Source organism: Bacillus sp. Pc3 (genome assembly GCF_000815145.1).
Taxonomy (GTDB): domain Bacteria; phylum Bacillota; class Bacilli; order Bacillales; family Bacillaceae; genus Bacillus; species Bacillus velezensis.
Window position 1 is genome coordinate 3,827,902 of record NZ_CP010406.1, and the last position, 17,350, is coordinate 3,845,251.

At 46.4% G+C, this 17,350-nt stretch carries 16 protein-coding genes; 14 read left to right on the plus strand and 2 right to left on the minus strand.

All coding sequences use genetic code 11. From position 1 onward, the window contains the following. Nucleotides 1-4: 4 nt before the first annotated feature. From SB24_RS18415 to SB24_RS18470, 13 genes are all read left to right on the plus strand, one after another. Complete coding sequence (locus SB24_RS18415) at nt 5-1,195, plus strand: CCA tRNA nucleotidyltransferase (RefSeq protein ID WP_039254720.1); 1,191 nt, start codon at nt 5-7, stop codon at nt 1,193-1,195. Then, nucleotides 1,180-2,157 (plus strand): bifunctional biotin--[acetyl-CoA-carboxylase] synthetase/biotin operon repressor, encoded by a 978-nt coding sequence (locus SB24_RS18420; protein WP_012117846.1) that lies wholly within the window; start codon nt 1,180-1,182, stop codon nt 2,155-2,157. The genes SB24_RS18415 and SB24_RS18420 overlap by 16 nt, the downstream gene beginning before the upstream one ends. Nucleotides 2,158-2,401: 244 nt before the next feature. After that, nucleotides 2,402-3,235 (plus strand): 3-methyl-2-oxobutanoate hydroxymethyltransferase, encoded by an 834-nt coding sequence (gene panB / locus SB24_RS18425; protein WP_039254724.1) that lies wholly within the window; start codon nt 2,402-2,404, stop codon nt 3,233-3,235. Between the two features lie 3 nt (nt 3,236-3,238). Beyond that, entirely contained in the window at nt 3,239-4,099 is an 861-nt protein-coding gene (gene panC / locus SB24_RS18430; RefSeq protein ID WP_039254727.1) for a pantoate--beta-alanine ligase, read from the plus strand. Nucleotide 4,100: 1 nt separating this feature from the next. Further along, a complete protein-coding gene (gene panD, locus SB24_RS18435; protein WP_003153510.1) occupies nt 4,101-4,484 on the plus strand; it encodes an aspartate 1-decarboxylase in 384 nt (127 codons plus the stop codon). A 121-nt stretch (nt 4,485-4,605) separates the two neighbouring features. Continuing rightward, nucleotides 4,606-7,392: an ATP-dependent DNA helicase DinG gene (gene dinG, locus SB24_RS18440; protein WP_039254730.1), complete on the plus strand. Its 2,787-nt coding sequence runs from the start codon at nt 4,606-4,608 to the stop codon at nt 7,390-7,392. Nucleotides 7,393-7,539: 147 nt separating this feature from the next. After that, a complete protein-coding gene (locus tag SB24_RS19815) occupies nt 7,540-7,710 on the plus strand; it encodes a YpmA family protein (RefSeq protein WP_003153512.1) in 171 nt (56 codons plus the stop codon). Nucleotides 7,711-7,719: 9 nt separating this feature from the next. Further along, entirely contained in the window at nt 7,720-8,205 is a 486-nt protein-coding gene (tseB, locus tag SB24_RS18445; RefSeq protein ID WP_007409483.1) for a cell wall elongation/penicillin-binding protein regulator TseB, read from the plus strand. Between the two features lie 22 nt (nt 8,206-8,227). Next, complete coding sequence (locus SB24_RS18450) at nt 8,228-9,409, plus strand: pyridoxal phosphate-dependent aminotransferase (RefSeq protein WP_015417706.1); 1,182 nt, start codon at nt 8,228-8,230, stop codon at nt 9,407-9,409. Between the two features lie 134 nt (nt 9,410-9,543). Continuing rightward, nucleotides 9,544-10,836, plus strand: a complete 1,293-nt coding sequence (asnS, locus tag SB24_RS18455) for an asparagine--tRNA ligase (protein ID WP_039254732.1) — start codon at nt 9,544-9,546, stop codon at nt 10,834-10,836. 94 nt (nt 10,837-10,930) lie between these two features. Further along, on the plus strand, nt 10,931-11,629 hold the full coding sequence (gene dnaD, locus SB24_RS18460) for a DNA replication protein DnaD (protein WP_003153516.1): 699 nt from the start codon (nt 10,931-10,933) through the stop codon (nt 11,627-11,629). Between the two features lie 18 nt (nt 11,630-11,647). Then, nucleotides 11,648-12,307: an endonuclease III gene (nth, locus tag SB24_RS18465; protein ID WP_007612187.1), complete on the plus strand. Its 660-nt coding sequence runs from the start codon at nt 11,648-11,650 to the stop codon at nt 12,305-12,307. After that, nucleotides 12,304-12,795, plus strand: coding sequence for a YpoC family protein (locus SB24_RS18470; RefSeq protein WP_039254733.1), 492 nt, complete (start codon nt 12,304-12,306; stop codon nt 12,793-12,795). The genes nth and SB24_RS18470 overlap by 4 nt, the downstream gene beginning before the upstream one ends. A 77-nt stretch (nt 12,796-12,872) precedes the next feature. Here SB24_RS18470 and SB24_RS18475 read toward each other — a convergent pair whose 3' ends face one another. Then, entirely contained in the window at nt 12,873-15,656 is a 2,784-nt protein-coding gene (locus SB24_RS18475; RefSeq protein ID WP_039254735.1) for a PBP1A family penicillin-binding protein, read from the minus strand. Nucleotides 15,657-15,694: 38 nt separating this feature from the next. After that, nucleotides 15,695-16,303: a Holliday junction resolvase RecU gene (recU, locus tag SB24_RS18480; protein WP_015417702.1), complete on the minus strand. Its 609-nt coding sequence runs from the start codon at nt 16,301-16,303 to the stop codon at nt 15,695-15,697. A 41-nt stretch (nt 16,304-16,344) separates the two neighbouring features. Here recU and SB24_RS18485 point away from each other — a divergent pair, with 41 nt between their 5' ends. Beyond that, nucleotides 16,345-17,307 (plus strand): DUF2515 domain-containing protein, encoded by a 963-nt coding sequence (locus SB24_RS18485; protein WP_015417701.1) that lies wholly within the window; start codon nt 16,345-16,347, stop codon nt 17,305-17,307. Nucleotides 17,308-17,350 lie beyond the last annotated feature (43 nt).

The window sequence follows — 17,350 nt, forward strand, 5'->3', positions numbered from 1 at the left end:
TCTTATGGAACAGGAATTTGTCAAAGCCCTCCCCATCCTTCATCACCTGATGAAGGCGGGCCATCAGGCGTACTTTGTCGGGGGAGCCGTCAGAGACAGCTATATGAAACGAAAAATAGGTGATGTGGACATCGCAACCAGCGCTTCGCCGAATGAGGTGGAGCGTCTCTTTAAGCGGACTGTCGATGTAGGAAAAGAGCACGGCACCGTCATCGTCTTGTGGGAAGATGAAACCTATGAAGTCACCACTTTTCGTGCCGAATCAGAATATAAGGACTACCGGCGCCCTGAAGCTGTGCGGTTCATTACTTCTTTATCAGAAGACTTAAAGCGGAGAGACTTAACGATTAATGCGATGGCGATGTCTGCCGAAGGAGAGCTGCTTGATTATTTCGGAGGCGCACATGATATCGGACAAAAGCTGATCCGTACGGTGGGTAATCCTGAAGACCGTTTTCGGGAAGACGCTCTGCGGATGATGAGAGCCGTCCGCTTTATGAGTCAGCTCGGCTTTCTGTTAGAAAAAGAAACAAGAGAGGCCGTTATAAAAGACAGGGAGCTTTTGGCACATGTATCAGTAGAACGAAAGACCGTCGAGTTTGAAAAGCTGCTGCAGGGCGCTTTCTCACAGGATGCAATTCAAACGATGGTGCAGACAGGTTTGATACAAGAGCTGCCCGGCCTTTCCGGTTATGAGCGGCAAATGCTGGAAGCGAGCGGCTTTCCGTTTTCTTCTTTAGATGCACGCGAAGAACGCTGGGCAGCGCTGTTATTGTTTCTCGGTCTTTGTCCGAAAAGCGCCGAGGCGTTTTTAAAACAATGGAAACTGCCGGGAAAAGTCATAAAAAAAGCGGTGCAGATCATAAGCGTTTATCCGGCGCAGCTGGAAGCGGAAGCGATGTACCGGGCGGGAGAGGCGCTGTTATCAGCCGTTAAAATCGGGATGCTGAAAAAGCATAAGACGATTGATGAACAAAAGCTGAAAGAGGTTCAGAGCCTGTATGAGAAGCTGCCGATCAAAAGCCTTCGAGACCTCGACATTTCAGGCGCTGATCTGATGGAGCTCAGAAACCGCCGCGCGGGTAAATGGGTGGCCGAAGAACTTCGCCGGATTGAAGAAGCGGTATTGGCAGGGAAGCTCCCTAACCGAAAACATGACATAAAGGAGTGGCTCGCATCATGGGATCAACATTAAGAACCCGATTAATTGATTTATTTTCTGAGGCGGGTGACGGCTTTATCTCCGGGCAGAAAATAAGTGACGCGCTCGGCTGCTCGAGAACCGCCGTTTGGAAACATATAGAGGAGCTCCGCAAAGAGGGCTATGAGGTTGAGGCGGTCAGGCGAAAAGGGTACAGGCTCATTAAAAAACCGGGGAAACTCAGTGAATCCGAAATCCGTTTCGGGCTGAAAACAGAGGTTTTGGGCAAACAGCTTCATTACCGGGACGTCCTGCCGTCCACCCAAAAAACCGCTCATGAACTTGCCAATGACGGCGCGCCGGAAGGGACGCTCGTAGTCGCCGATAAACAAACGGCAGGCAGAGGAAGAATGGCCAGAGTATGGCATTCACAGGAGGGAAACGGGATTTGGATGAGCCTCATTCTGAGACCCGACGTTCCTTTGCAAAAAACGCCGCAGCTCACCCTGTTATCCGCCGTTGCGGTCGTACAGGCCATCGAGGCTTTTACAGGTGTACAGCCCGCCATTAAATGGCCGAATGATTTAATGATTCACGGCAAAAAAGCCGTCGGGATTTTAACTGAGCTGCAGGCAGAAGAAGACCGTGTCCGTTCGGTTATTCTCGGGATCGGGATCAACGTGAACCAGCAGGAAACCGATTTTCCCGGCGAGCTTCAGGACATTGCGACAAGCCTCAGCATGGAAGCCGGCGAAAAAATTGACAGAGCGGGTCTGATACAAGAGATTCTGCTGACTTTTGAAAAACGCTATCAGGATTACTTGAATCACGGCTTTACACCGATCAAGCTGCTATGGGAAAGCTATGCGGTCGGACTGGGGAACGAGCTCAGAGCGAGAACGCTGCAAGGGACGTTTTACGGGAAATCGCTCGGCATTGATGATGAGGGAGTTCTTCTCTTGGAAACGAGAGACGGTATAAAGAAGATCTATTCTGCCGATATTGAGCTCAATTAATCTTAGTTGGTACAAGCCTCGTGAATTTGGTATACTTCCTATGGGCAGTATCATAATGAACTGCACCTGATCAGCAGAACAGAGATTACGAAAAGTCTGCCTTGATCCAAAAAAGGACTGGGACAGAGGGATGACATTCGCCGAAGGTTAAACAAGTGGGGATCCTTCTTATTTTACAGAAGGCTTTTTTGCTTGCGAAGAATTGGCGGCTCATCTCCTCACCGTTTAGAGGAGGAGAAACAGAATGAAAACAAAACTGGATTTCATGAAAATGAAGGAAAACGGAGAGCCGATCGTGATGCTGACCGCTTACGATTATCCGCAGGCAAAGCTTGCGGAACAGGCGGGAGTCGACATGATTTTAGTCGGGGATTCGCTCGGAATGGTCGTGCTCGGACTCGATTCAACAGTCGGCGTAACGGTCAGTGACATGATTCACCATACAAAAGCGGTAAAACGCGGTGCGAAAAATACGTTTATCGTAACTGACATGCCGTTTATGTCTTACCATCTTTCAAAAGAGGACACATTGAAAAACGCCGCGGCCATTATTCAGGAAAGCGGCGCGGACGCGTTAAAGCTTGAAGGCGGAGACGGCGTTTTTGAATCCATCCGCGCACTGACTCTAGGCGGAATTCCTGTCGTCAGCCATTTAGGCCTCACACCGCAGTCTGTCGGCGTATTAGGCGGATATAAAGTGCAGGGAAAAGATGAGCAAAGCGCGAAAAAGCTCATTGAAGACAGCATCAAATGCGAGCAGGCGGGAGCGATGATGCTCGTGCTTGAATGCGTGCCTGCTGAACTGACTGCTAAAATAAAAGAAGAAGTATCCATTCCCGTCATCGGAATCGGAGCCGGTTCAAAAGCGGACGGCCAAGTCCTTGTCTATCATGACGTCGTCGGCCACGGCGTGGACAGAACACCGAAGTTCGTGAAGCAATACGCCAAAATCGACGGCAAGATTGAGTCGGCCCTCAGCGATTACGTCCGTGATGTGAAAGAACGGGTTTTCCCGGAAGAAAAGCATTCCTTTCAGATAAACCAAACTGTGCTGCAAGGCTTGTACGGAGGAAAGTAAGCGATGAAACAACTGACAGAAACTCAACAGCTGAAAGAATTAATTGCACAATACCGCTCAGAAGGCCGGACGATCGGATTCGTCCCGACAATGGGTTTTCTTCATGAAGGACATCTGACGCTGGTTGAAAAAGCAAGCAAAGAAAACGATATTGTTGTGATGAGCATCTTTGTCAATCCGACTCAATTCGGACCGGGCGAGGATTACGAAGCATATCCGCGAGATTTAAAGCGCGATGCCCGGCTTGCAGAACAGGCTGGGGCAGATGTTTTGTTTACGCCGTCTCCAAGTGATATGTATAAAGGCGAGCAAAATGTTGCCGTGCAAGTGAAAAGGAGAACTGACGTGTTGTGCGGCGCCTCCCGCGTCGGCCATTTTGACGGAGTGGCCACTGTGCTGACGAAGTTTTTCAATCTCGTTAAACCGACCCGCGCCTACTTCGGCCTGAAAGATGCCCAGCAGGCAGCGGTTGTGGACGGATTAATTGAGGATTTCTTTATGGATATCGAATTGGTTGCAGTGGACACGGTCAGAGAAGAAGACGGACTTGCCAAAAGCTCTCGCAACGTCTATCTGACTGAGCAGGAACGCAAAGAAGCGCCGATGATCTATAAAGCATTGCAGCAAGGCGCTGAACTGATCAGAGAGGGTGAAAGAAATCCGGAAACCGTTATAAAAACCGTCACCGATATCATCGAAAACACAAGCGGCGTCATTGATTATGCCGAACTGTACGCTTATCCGGAGCTGACTCCGCTTAAAACATTAAACGGCAAGGTCATTCTGGCCTGCGCCGTCCAATTTTCTAAAGCCAGACTGATTGATAATATCATTATTGATATTGATGAATGGGAGAGATCATAATATGTACCGCACTATGATGGCCGGAAAACTGCACCGCGCTACCGTGACGGAAGCCAATTTAAACTATGTCGGCAGCATTACGATTGATGAAGATCTTTTAGATGCCGTCGGAATGCTCGCTAATGAAAAAGTTCAGATTGTGAATAATAATAACGGAGCGAGACTTGAAACGTATATTATTCCCGGTAAGCGGGGGAGCGGCGTCATCTGTTTAAACGGAGCTGCCGCCCGTCTCGTCCAAGAAGGAGATAAAGTCATTATTATTTCTTATCAAATGATGTCTGATCAGGAAGCAAAAAGCCATCAGCCGAAGGTGGCCGTTCTGGATGATCAGAATAAAATCGAGCAGATGCTGGGCCAGGAGCCGGCACACACGATTTTGTAAAAGAGCCCCCTTCATGGGGGTTTTCTTTTAAGATTTAGGGGCAAAAGCTGTTTTTCCGCTCCATTTCTCAACAAAACGTGTTACACTTTTCTCGTATGCAAGAATTGAGGTGTCCATTTTAATGAACAAACAACGGTTCGTTGTCATAGATGTCGAAACAACAGGAAATTCGCCGAAAAAGGGCGATAAAATCATTCAAATCGCAGCGGTTGTCATTGAAAATGGACAAATAACTGAGCGGTTTTCAAAATATATCAATCCGAATCAGGCCATCCCGCCGTTTATTGAACAGCTGACCGGAATTTCGTCCGGAATGGTTGAAAATGAACTGCCGTTTGAAGCGGTCGCGGAGGAGATTTTTCATCTGCTTGACGGCGCGTATTTTGTTGCTCACAATATTCATTTCGACCTCGGATTTGTCCGGCATGAACTGAGCGAAGCGGGCTATGAGCTGCCGGATTGTGAAGTGCTTGATACGGTTGAGCTTTCACGTATTGTTTTCCCGGGGTTTGAAGGATATAAGCTCGGTGAGTTGTGCGCGGAGCTGAATATTGTTCATGACCGACCTCACCGCGCAGACAGCGATGCGGAGGTTACGGGACTGGTCTTTTTAGACATTTTACATAAACTGAAACATTTGCCTTTACCGACATTAAAGCAGCTTAGAAGGCTTTCACAGCATTTTATCAGCGATTTGACGCTGCTTTTGGATTCTTTTATACATGAAAGCAGGCCGGCGGAAGAAAAGCGCTGCATTCCATACGCCTCTTTTTCAATTAAAGAGCCCGATCACATTCCGGTTTCCCGTCCGGTGAATGCGGCCATTGATCTTGAAAAGTGGAACGAAGAAAAAGAACGGATCTTATCCGGCATCATCCCCCGCTATGAAATGCGGAAAGGGCAGCTTTCGATGATGGATGAAGTGCTTGGCGCCTTCCGCAATCGGGAGCATGCGCTGATTGAAGCGGCACCCGGCATCGGAAAAACGATCGGTTATCTCGTTCCGGCTGTTTTATTTGCCAAAGCGGAGCAAACTCCCGTGATTATCAGCACGTACTCTACTCTTTTGCAGCAGCAGATCATGTCTAAAGATCTTCCGCTTTTGGAGCGTATGTTTCCTTGGCCGGTTAAAGCCGCTATTTTAAAAGGGAAATCACATTATCTGTGCCTGCCTAAGTTTGAACATATTCTGCATGAGGAAGATGACAACTATGATGCGGTTTTGACGAAAGCGCAGCTTCTCGTCTGGCTGACGGAGACTGAAACGGGCGACGCCGCTGAGCTGAATCTTCCATCAGGCGGCAGGTTGCTGTGGGAGCGCATGGCTTACGATGAGAATTCTTTTTTGAAAAAAGGGAAGGACTCGGTTGCCGGGTTTTATGAACGGGCTAAAGAAAAGGCGCAGGCCGCAGATCTGATTATCACAAACCATGCTTTGCTGTTTTCAGATCAAAGCAGTGAAACGAAAAAACTGCCTGCAAGCGGAACGATCATCATTGATGAAGCGCATCATTTCGAACGCGCTGCCAGCGAGCACCTGGGGAAGAGAGCTTCATACATCGGACTGCACACAAAGCTCAGCCGAATCGGAACTTTAAAGGAACACGGACTGTTAAAGCGGATGAGAAAACTGTTTTATACGTATGAACTGCCGGCGGAAAGTTTTTTTGACGCCGATGAGTGGATGAAGCATATTCAATCGGAAAGCGACGCATTTTTCAGTTCAGTGCATTCTTTTGTCAAACGAAGAAAACCTAAAGACGATCTGAACCGTCTCGTTTATAGTCTCAATCATAAAAGCCAGGATAAAGGGTTTCACATGATAACGGACGGAGCGGAGCGGCTTTGTGCGATGCTGGATCAGCTGCTTGATATGTTTTCAGTACAGGAGAAACTGTTACATCAAAAGCTTGATCAGATGAAAAGCGGAGCGGCTTTTTTAGCGGCCGAATATGTAAAGTGTATCAGGGGGCTGAAAGAATATCGCGATACGTTCAGCAGGCTGCTGTTTGAAAATGATGAGAAAGAAGCCGTTTGGGTTGAAATTGACGCGAAGGGCGCAAAAAATGCCGTCAGCATCTATGCGCAGCCTTTGGAGCCCGGTGAAATGCTGGCAGACCAGTTTTTCGCCCGCAAAAAAAGCGTTGTGCTCACATCAGCGACCTTAATGGTGGAGCATTCTTTTCAATTTATGATTGAAAGGCTCGGACTTGCGGATTTTTATCCGCGCACCAAAAGCATCCCGTCTCCTTTTTCTTACGATGATCAGATGAACGTCATCATTCCGAAAGAGATGAAATCCGTTAAATATGACGGAGAGCGGGAAGTCATTGAGCATATTGCCAAGTATGCAGAAATCATGTCAAAGGGAAAACAGCCGAAGATCCTTGTCCTGTTTACGTCTCATGATATGCTGAAAAAAGTGTATCAGGAACTGAAACTCAGTATGGAGATATCAGGCATTCAGCTTCTCGCCCAAGGTATTTCGGGCGGGAGTCCCGGTAAATTAATGAAAACCTTTAAAACGGCAAGCCGGGCGATTTTGCTCGGGACAAATCATTTCTGGGAAGGCGTTGATTTTCCGGGGGATGAATTGTCAACCGTCATGATCGCAAGACTTCCTTTCAGGGCGCCTGACAATCCGCTTCATGCCGCAAAATGCGAATTTGCCAAGAAGCAGGGGAAAAATCCGTTTCAGACGATTTCCCTGCCTGAGGCCGTGTTAACGTTCAGACAGGGGATCGGGCGCCTGCTCCGTACGGCGGGAGACAAGGGAACAATCGTTCTTTTAGATCAGCGTGTAAAGACGGCGGGATACGGACGGCTGTTTCTTGAAGCGCTCCCGACTTCATCTCTTTTGGAGCTGACGGATGCCGAACTCGGGGATTATGTCAGCCAAACGGAATAAAAGCCGCATAAACGCGGCTTTCGTGGTGTGGGATGAGGAATTGTTTTTATAGTAAAAGCGGGTTCATGCCGCCTTGTGATTTTATTATGCCGCGGGCGCATCCCGTTATGACTAACAAAATTTGTTCGACCGATGGAGGGTATAAAAATGGAAAGCAAAATTGAAATTCTGTCAACGATTAATGTGGAGCATTCAGATGATTTATATAAAATCGTCGATACATTAAACCGGACTTTGAAACGGGACAATCTGATGTTCGGGCTTGCGCTCGACGAAGAAAATCAAAATGAAGCGGTCTTCACCATTTATCGCACATAGGTGAAAAAGATGAGAAAAAAAGCATTAATATTTACAGCCGTATTTGGTATTATTTTTTTAGCAGTTCTTTTATTTTCGGCCAGCATTTTTAAATCTGCAATGGCTCAAAAAGAAGAAGGCCACGAAACAGCTGCCGCAGCCGCTAAAGAAAAAACGGATCTGACAGATGCTGAGAAAGTGGAGACCTTTGTCGGCAAACAGAAATATTATGTTGTTACCGGAACGGATAAACATGGAAAAGATATGTATGTATGGGTTCCGGCCGACAAAAAAGCAAAAATTCTCTCAAAAAAAGCCAGTGACGGCATTTCAAGCGGCAAGGCTGCCAAGATCGTTCGGGACGAAGGGCTTGTTTCCAAGCTGAATGGCGTTCACCCGGCGAGAGAAAACAATGTTCCGTTATGGGAAGTGACCTATATCAACAAAAGCGGGCAGTATAGCTTTAGTTATGTGGACTTTACAAGCGGCAAGATTCTCAAAAACATCACACCGTGAGACGTATTAGGGGGAGTTCAAGTTGAAATTGGCAAAAAGAGTATCCGCATTAACACCGTCTGCAACACTTGCAATTACTGCAAAAGCGAAAGAGCTGAAAGCAGAAGGCCATGATGTCATCGGCCTCGGAGCAGGAGAACCGGATTTTAATACGCCTCAGCACATTATAGCTGCCGCGGTGCGTTCCATGAATGAAGGCCATACGAAATATACGCCATCAGGCGGTCTGCCGGCGCTGAAAGACAGTATTGCAAAAAAATTCAAAAACGACCAGGGGATTGAATATAAGCCGTCAGAAATCATTGTCTGCACCGGAGCGAAACACGCTCTGTATACATTATTTCAGGTTATTCTCGATGAAGGGGACGAAGTGATTATACCGACTCCTTACTGGGTCAGCTACCCTGAGCAGGTGAAACTGGCAGGGGGGCGTCCCGTCTATGCAGAAGGGCTGGAATCCAATCAGTTTAAAATTTCACCGGAGCAGCTGAAGCAGGCTATCACCGAGAAAACAAAAGCGCTCATTATCAATTCACCGAGCAACCCGACAGGTGTTATGTATACGAAAGAAGAGCTTGCGGAACTCGGAAAAGTGTGTCTGGAGCATGGCATTCTGATCGTTTCCGACGAGATTTATGAGAAGCTTACATACGGAGGAAAAAAACACGTCTCAATCGCACAGCTTTCAGATAAATTGAAAGAGCAGACGATTATCATTAACGGCGTGTCGAAATCTCACAGCATGACGGGCTGGAGGATCGGCTATGCGGCGGGTTCGGAGACGATTATTAAAGCGATGACGAGCCTTGCAAGCCACAGCACATCAAATCCGACGTCCATCGCTCAATACGGCGCCATTGCGGCCTATAACGGTCCGGCTGAGCCGCTGGAAGAGATGAGACAGGCATTTGAGCACAGACTGAACACCATTTACGCTCAGCTCGGTGAAATTCCCGGATTCACCTGTGTCAAACCTGAAGGGGCGTTTTACTTGTTCCCTAACGCCAAAGCGGCCGCAGAAAACTGCGGATTCAAAGATGTCGATGAATACGTCAAGGCGCTTCTGGAAGAAGAAAAAGTCGCCGTCGTACCGGGCTCGGGCTTCGGCTCACCGGACAACGTCCGTTTATCTTACGCAACGTCACTCGATCTTTTAGAAGAAGCGGTCGAAAGAATCCGCCGCTTCACGGAAAAACACAGCTGATTCTGAAAAAGCGGCTTTTAAAGCCGCTTTTCACTTGCATTGACCCCGTTAGAGTAGAACGGGTATAATAAAGTGATGAAAAAAGAGATTCAGGCAGATTCCTGAATGTCTTTCTTGTTCTGGAGGGAAAGAGTTTGAAAACAACAATCAACCAAGTGTATAAACACACAGGCGAGGAAGTAACGATTGGAGCTTGGGTCGCTAATAAACGCTCAAGCGGTAAAATCGCATTTTTACAGCTGAGAGACGGTACCGGCTTCATTCAGGGAGTTGTCGTCAAAGCTGAAGTAGAAGAAGACATCTTCCAAATCGCGAAATCAGTGACGCAGGAAACGTCACTTTATGTAAAAGGAATTGTGAAAGAGGACGAGCGTTCACCGCTTGGCTATGAGCTTGCTGTTACATCCATTGAAGTCATTCACGAAGCGACTGATTATCCGATTACGCCTAAAGAGCACGGTACGGAATTCTTAATGGATCACAGACATTTATGGCTCCGTTCGAAACGCCAGCACGCAATTATGAAAATCCGCAACGAAATCATTCGTGCGACTTATGAATTTTTCAACAAAGAAGGCTTCGTGAAAGTTGATCCGCCGATTTTGACGGGAAGCGCTCCCGAAGGCACGACTGAGCTGTTCGCGACGAAATATTTTGATGAAGACGCCTTCTTGTCTCAAAGCGGCCAGCTGTATATGGAAGCAGCTGCAATGGCGCTCGGAAAAGTATTCTCTTTCGGACCGACGTTCAGAGCGGAAAAATCGAAAACGAAACGCCATCTCATCGAATTCTGGATGATTGAGCCTGAAATGGCATTTGTTGAATTTGAAGAAAACCTTGAAGTTCAGGAGAATTATGTTGCATACATCGTACAAAGTGTGCTGGAACATTGTAAGATCGAGCTGAACACATTAGGTAGAGACACATCGAAGCTTGAACAAATCAAAGCGCCATTCCCGCGCATTACGTACGATAAAGCGATCGAATTCCTGAAAGAAAAAGGCTTTGACGATATTGAGTGGGGAGATGACTTCGGTGCGCCGCATGAAACAGCGATCGCAGAAAGCTATGACAAACCGGTGTTTATCACTCATTATCCGACGTCATTAAAACCGTTTTATATGCAGCCTGCCAAAGATCGTGACGATGTCGTGTTATGTGCCGACTTAATCGCTCCGGAAGGCTACGGGGAAATCATCGGCGGTTCAGAACGCGTTCATGATATGGATTTATTGGAAGAAAGATTAAAAGAACACGGTCTGGATTCAGAGGCTTACAAATGGTATGCTGAACTCAGACAATACGGTTCTGTTCCGCACTCCGGCTTTGGCCTCGGACTTGAGCGGACAGTGGCTTGGATCAGCGGAGCGCCTCACGTGCGTGAAACGATTCCGTTCCCGAGACTTCTGAACCGTCTGTATCCGTAATAGTTATGAAAAACGAAGTCTCCTGCAAGGGAGACTTTTTCTAAGTAAAGGGGAAAGCTCCCGGAGATAACCTTTTACAGTAAGAGGTGTAAGGATGAAAAAACAGCAATTTATAGATATGCAGGAACTCGGCATTTCAAGCATTCCCAACCTGCTGTTGACACATTACCGGCAGCTCGGGCTGAATGAAACCGAATTGATCCTGCTTTTGAAGATTAAAATGCATTTGGAAAAGGGCTCTTATTTTCCGACGCCGTTTGAACTTCAGTCAGGCATGTCCATCTCTGCTGAAGAATGTACAAGCTGCCTGAGAATGTTTATTCAAAAAGGTTTTCTGTTTATTGAAGAATGTGAAGACCATAACGGCATAAAGTTTGAAAAATATTCTCTGCAGCCGTTATGGGCGAAGCTGTATGATTACATGCAGCATTCACAAAACGAAACGCAGGAAAGAACGTCAGAAAGAGAACAAAAAAGCCTGTATACCATCTTTGAAGAAGAGTTCGGAAGACCGCTGTCACCGCTTGAATGCGAGACGCTGGCCATATGGCAGGATCAGGATCAGCATGATGCGATTCTGATTAAACACGCCTTAAAAGAAGCTGTTTTATCGGGGAAACTCAGTTTTCGCTATATTGACCGGATTTTATTTGAATGGAAAAAGAACGGCTTCAAAACGGTTGAGCAGGCGAAGGCGCACAGCCAAAAATTCCGGCGTGTTCAAACGAAACAAAATGATCCGCAAAAAGAGTATACGAGGCAGGTGCCTTTTTACAATTGGCTGGAACAATAACATGAGAAGGGGAGAAACGTGTTAAATTTAAAGCAGATTGAATATTGTCTTGAAAAAATCGGCGATATGTTTCCGCACGCAGAATGTGAACTTGTCCATTCAAATCCTTTCGAATTGGTTGTGGCAGTCGCATTATCCGCGCAATGTACGGATGCTCTCGTCAACAGAGTGACAAAAACGCTATTTCAAAAATATAAACGGCCCGAAGATTATCTTGCCGTATCGCTGGAAGAACTCCAGCAGGATATTAAATCAATCGGCCTGTACCGTAATAAAGCCAAAAATATTCAAAAGCTGAGCAAAATGATCATCGAAGAGTACGGCGGAGAAGTGCCGAAAGACCGGGATGAGCTTGTGAATCTGCCGGGTGTCGGACGGAAAACGGCAAATGTGGTCGTGTCTGTTGCTTTCGGCGTACCTGCGATCGCAGTAGACACTCATGTGGAGCGGGTCTCTAAACGGCTCGGTATCTGCCGCTGGAAGGACTCTGTTTTGGAAGTAGAGAAAACATTAATGAAAAAAGTGCCGAAAGAGGATTGGTCTGTTACACACCACAGATTAATATTTTTCGGCAGGTATCATTGTAAAGCGCAATCTCCCCGCTGTGCGGAATGTCCTTTGCTTCCGCTGTGCAGAGAAGGGCAGAAGCGTGACAAAAAAGGGCTGGTGAAACGGTGACGGCGATTGACATTCTGGCAGGCTATGAAACATACCTACGCAGCCTTACGGACTTGGAAAGCCTCGAGGTCAAAACGGCGTTGCGCCGCCATCCGCTGTATATGGATTTCAGCGGTCAGCCAACAGTGCAGCCATGGAGGGAAAGGGGCGAATATGTCCCGTTTCTGTTTCAGATTTGGAGCGAGACGAAAGAAACGCTGCTTCCCGTTTTTCAAACAAGAAAATCGAGATGTGATCAAAATGACATGCTGAAGGGAATTGCCTGTCTGATTGCCGCTTTTCACTGGACGGCAGGGGAGCGGGTCACATCACTCGATTGGTCTGTGCTTGAAACAAAGCATTTTCCCGCCGAACCGATCAATTGGGCGGAGCGAATGGCGTTTATTTTAACGAAACCGACTCAATTTCACTCGTTTATTCAGCTGGATGAATTGATGACGGAGATGAAGAAACAATATCATAAATATGAAGCCATGAACAAAGGTTAAAAACCTCCTTTTCTCATAAGGAGGTTTTTTTGTATGAAAAAAATCCTTCACCTGGTTGAGGTGAAGGATTTCGTCCGCTAACGAGCGGGATTTGACTGGATGGTTGACGAATTGGACTGCCCGTTGATATTTGAAGATGAGTCTTGGTTTTTGTCCGTTTGACCGTTGTCAGGTTTATTTGAGCCGTCTGAACCGGAATCGGAATCATTATCAGAGCCGTTATCTTGCTGTCCGTTGTTATCGGTCCCGTTACCGGGCTGATTCTGATTGTTGTTATCTGTTTGATCCTTATCGGATTGATCCTGATTTTTATCCGGGTCATCAGTTGGTGTTTGATCCGATCCGTCAGACGTATCTGTCTGATTGTCATCTGTGTTTGAATCATCGGTTTGCGTTTTGTCTTTGTCTTTATCTTCATCAGACTTCTGTTCATCGTCAGTCGCTTTATCTTTATCCGCATCGTCTTCTTCATCTTTCGGGACTTTGAAAGAAGCTGATGCCGTATCGCTTTTTCCGTCATCGTTTTCCGCTGTCACCTGGAAGCTGTATGTGGAGCCTGGTGTGACATCTGAGACGACGGCTTCTTTTGCCGAACTGTTTTGAATGTCACTGTAGCTTCCGCCGTCAACGGATTGTTTGACATTGAATGTTGCATCACCGTCATAATTCCAGCTTAAAGTTAATGATTTTTTATCTTTGTCGTATTTCACTTGCAATCCTGTCGGTTTATCGGCTTTTTCTTTCGTGTACGTTTTAGAAACGGCAGTTGGCTGCGTTCCTTTCACGAAGTACTCCGTCACTTTTTTATCATCCGGCGTATTCGGTCCGGCTAAAGCGGCAGGATTCGAGCCTTTCTCAACTGTTTCTTTGACGACACTGTCAGGCTGCTTGAAGCTTCCTTTACCGTCATCAACGTAAGAGATCAGCTTTTGGAAAATCCGTTTTGCGACTTGCTGGTCTGCAGAAGACAGTGATTTCTTGCCTGCTTTGTTGCCAGACTCAACTCCGGTCCAAACCGCCGCTGTATATTGAGGGGTGTATCCGACAAACCATGAGTCTGGGACTCCGCCCGGAGCAATGTTATATTTTTGAATGTCCTCTTTAGTAAAGTTGGTCGTACCCGTTTTACCGGCGACTTCCACGTTCGGCACCTGAGCCAGTTTACCTGTTCCTGATTCGACAGCTGATTTGAGCATATCGGTAATCATAAACGCTGTGTAGTCGCTCATAGCACTTTTCGGTTTCGGTGTTAAATCAAGCTTAGTGCCGTCATTAAATTCAATCGATGTGACCGCGTGCGGTTCGTTGTACGTTCCGTTATTTCCGAACGCACTGTAGGCGCCTGCCATGGTCATAGTAGATACACCGCGGTTACCCTCACCAAATCCCCCGATAGAGTAAGGTTCATATACTTGATCTTTGTTTAATCCCAATCCTAAGTCGTTTGCGAAGTCGACGGCATTATCTTTTCCTGCTGCTTGGTATGCTTTTAAAGCAGGAATATTACGTGAGTCTGCGAGGGCCTCTCGCATAGATATCTGACCTCTGTATTTATTGTCCCAATCATGAATCGGTGTGCCGTCAGAGTACGTATAAGCCGAATCATCAATCTGCTCATACGTCGACCATTTTTTATTTTCAATGACCGGCCCGTAATCAAGAATTGGTTTTATCGTTGAACCGGGCTGGGTTTTACCTTGTGTTGCATAATTGAATCCCCCGGTAGTTCTGTTCCGTCCTGCTCCGATAGCGCGGATTTCTCCGTTTGTCGTATCAAGGAGAGTGACGCCGCCCTGCATGCCTTCCGAAAAGCCGGCTGTATCTCCGTTCATCAATTGATCAAGATAATCTTGTGCTTTCGTATCAAGAGTCGTGTAAATTTTCAATCCGTCAGTTGAAATATCGACGTCTTTCTTTTCTTTTGTCTCAATTTCTTTCATAACTTCTTCGACAAAAGCGCTGTATTTATTTGTGTCCTTTTTATCGTATTCCTTTTGGCTGACGACGCCTTCATCTTTCATGGACACTTTCTTTGCTTTTTGGTAGTCAGAATTTGAAATGAATCCTTGTTTTTCCATTAAGCTGAGAACAATGTTTCGGCGTTTTTCGGAAGCCTTCGGATTTTTAACCGGGTTATATCCGGTCGGGCTTTGCGGCATTCCGGCAAGCGTCGCCGCCTGTTCAACCGTAAGCTTGCTCAAGTCTTTTACGCCGAAGAATTCTTCAGCCGCTTTACCGACGCCGTAGGCACGCGGTGAGAAATAAATTCTGTTTAAATACATCTCTAAGATTTCATCTTTAGAATAATGGCGCTCCAGCTGCAGTGAAAGCCACACTTCCTGTGCTTTCCGTTTAATCGTTTTCTGATGGGTCAAAAGCGAGTTTTTCACAACCTGCTGGGTGATTGTGCTTCCTCCCTCTGAACCGAATCCATCCGTAAAGTTTGCGACCAAGGCGCCTCCGATCCGGATCGGGTCTATACCGTGGTGCTTATAAAAACGGGCGTCTTCAGTTGCGATAAATGCTTCTTTCACAACATCGGGTATATCCTTAATCGGGACGTAGGTTCGTTTTTCACCGCCCACTTCCGCGATTTCTTTGCCGTTTTTATCGTAAATCGTTGAAGAGTAAGGCGTTTTCAGCTTGGCTTCGTCCAAAGACGGCGCGCCGGAAACCAAAACGGCAAATGCCGCCGCTCCGCCGACTATGCCAAGGACAAACAGAATAACCAAGGACAGTACAATCTTTTTGAATAAACCGCCTTTACGCTGTTTCTTGCCTTTTTTCGGTGAAGAGGGCTTAGTGCTTTTCGTCTGCCTTGCCTTACGGCGTTCTTCACGGCTCGTAAATTGATCTGACATAACATCTCAACCTTTCGTTTATCAACCTTTCGCTCAGTCTACTGTTCCTGCGAAAAATAAAGCTGTTCAATAATACTAATATAATCAATTCTCGGTGAGTATCCAAGGGAAATCGGAAAGGAAGCATCTTCTAATTCGTCTTTGCGAATTGATTTTCTGCCATTGTTCTCCTTTCTCTCCCAAAAGACAAACAGCTTGTCGGCTTCGAGGAAATAAACCTTTCCGAAAGCGGATATAATAACAAAACAAATGCCGTCTTGCCTGACCACCTGCTTCATATGCTCAATCTGATGATCGTGAAAATTATGCAGGGGAAATGCCGTTTTGTTTTTTGTTTCTTTTGCCTCAAAATCAATGTAGCGTCCTTTATAAATGCCGTTGTAGTCAGTTGTGGAAGACTGTTTAAAATAAGCTTCCTTAATGACTGCGGCGCTTCTTTTCGGATAGTGGACGTTTACAATCTGGACGGGTGTCGGCTTTTTGTGAATGACAGCAATTTGGTTAGCCAGATAATACTTATTCGTTTCATTCAGGTCGTCTTCGAGGGTCATGCCGCGATTACTGTATGAATGGGACCGTTTCTGGCTGTTTTGGGATGAAACCGTTTTGTTCGGCTGAAAAGTTTTTCCATTCGGGTACCGAATCACTTTTTCCATCCTCCTTATCAAACTAATAGTGACGGAAGTGAATGAACGTGCATAAACGACAGACCGTAACCGCCATTCTTCGCCTGATCGAAAAAGAGACGAAAATAAAAAATGCCGATAATATTTCCCGGACGAATGCCTATAAAGCATATTATGACCGCCATCCTGAGATCAAGTGGCCGCTTTTGGCATCCTTTGTGTCCCGCAATGCGGGCTGGTCGATGACTGATTTAAGAGGCGTCCTTTATCAGGAGGGCCTTGACAGCAGTCAGAAAAACTGGTTTTTCCTTTCGTATGAAAGGGCGAATTGGCTGATTTTTTCTGATGCCTATCCTCAGCTTCTGGTCTACCAGTGGTCAAAACAAATCGGCGAACCTCTTTTCCGTCATCTTCCTCATTTCCGCGTCTCGGCTTTTATGCAGGAAGAGTGGTTTCGCTTTTGGCGTGACGGAGATACGGAACGGCTCATGTATGCTCTTATTATAAATGAACAAAACACTATCCAAGCACCTATTATACAAAATCCTTCGTTTAAAAAGAATGTTTTTGGCACGATTCCTTTTTATTTAAGTGATTGGTTTCACTTTAATACGGTGATATTCCCTTCAATTGACGGACATTTATACGGAATTTCCGTCAAACGGTTTTCAAAAACCGAAGAGAGAATTACGCTCGGAAAACAGCTGGCCCGCCTTCTGTTCAGCCCTGATCTTCACGCTTCTTTTTACCGTTTTCTTGATACCGTTCCTCATACCGGTTCACGCTTTGATATGGAGAAAATGATCGGCATCAAAAAAAGAACATCACCGATGCTGAGGACAACCTATCCCATTGTTGCCCACCCATTAGACGGCGAAAGGGCGGATTGGTTTCAAAAAAGGTTAAGAAAAGGGGCTTTCTTACAGGAGAAAATGCCGAAACAGCTTGAACTGACGGACTGGTACTTCCAGAAAAGACGGGAGCTCCATGCGCTCTTCGCGGTTAAAGAGTGGCTGAAGAAATGAAAAAGCCCGAAACCGTTCGCTGGGGTTTCGGGCTGCTGATGTG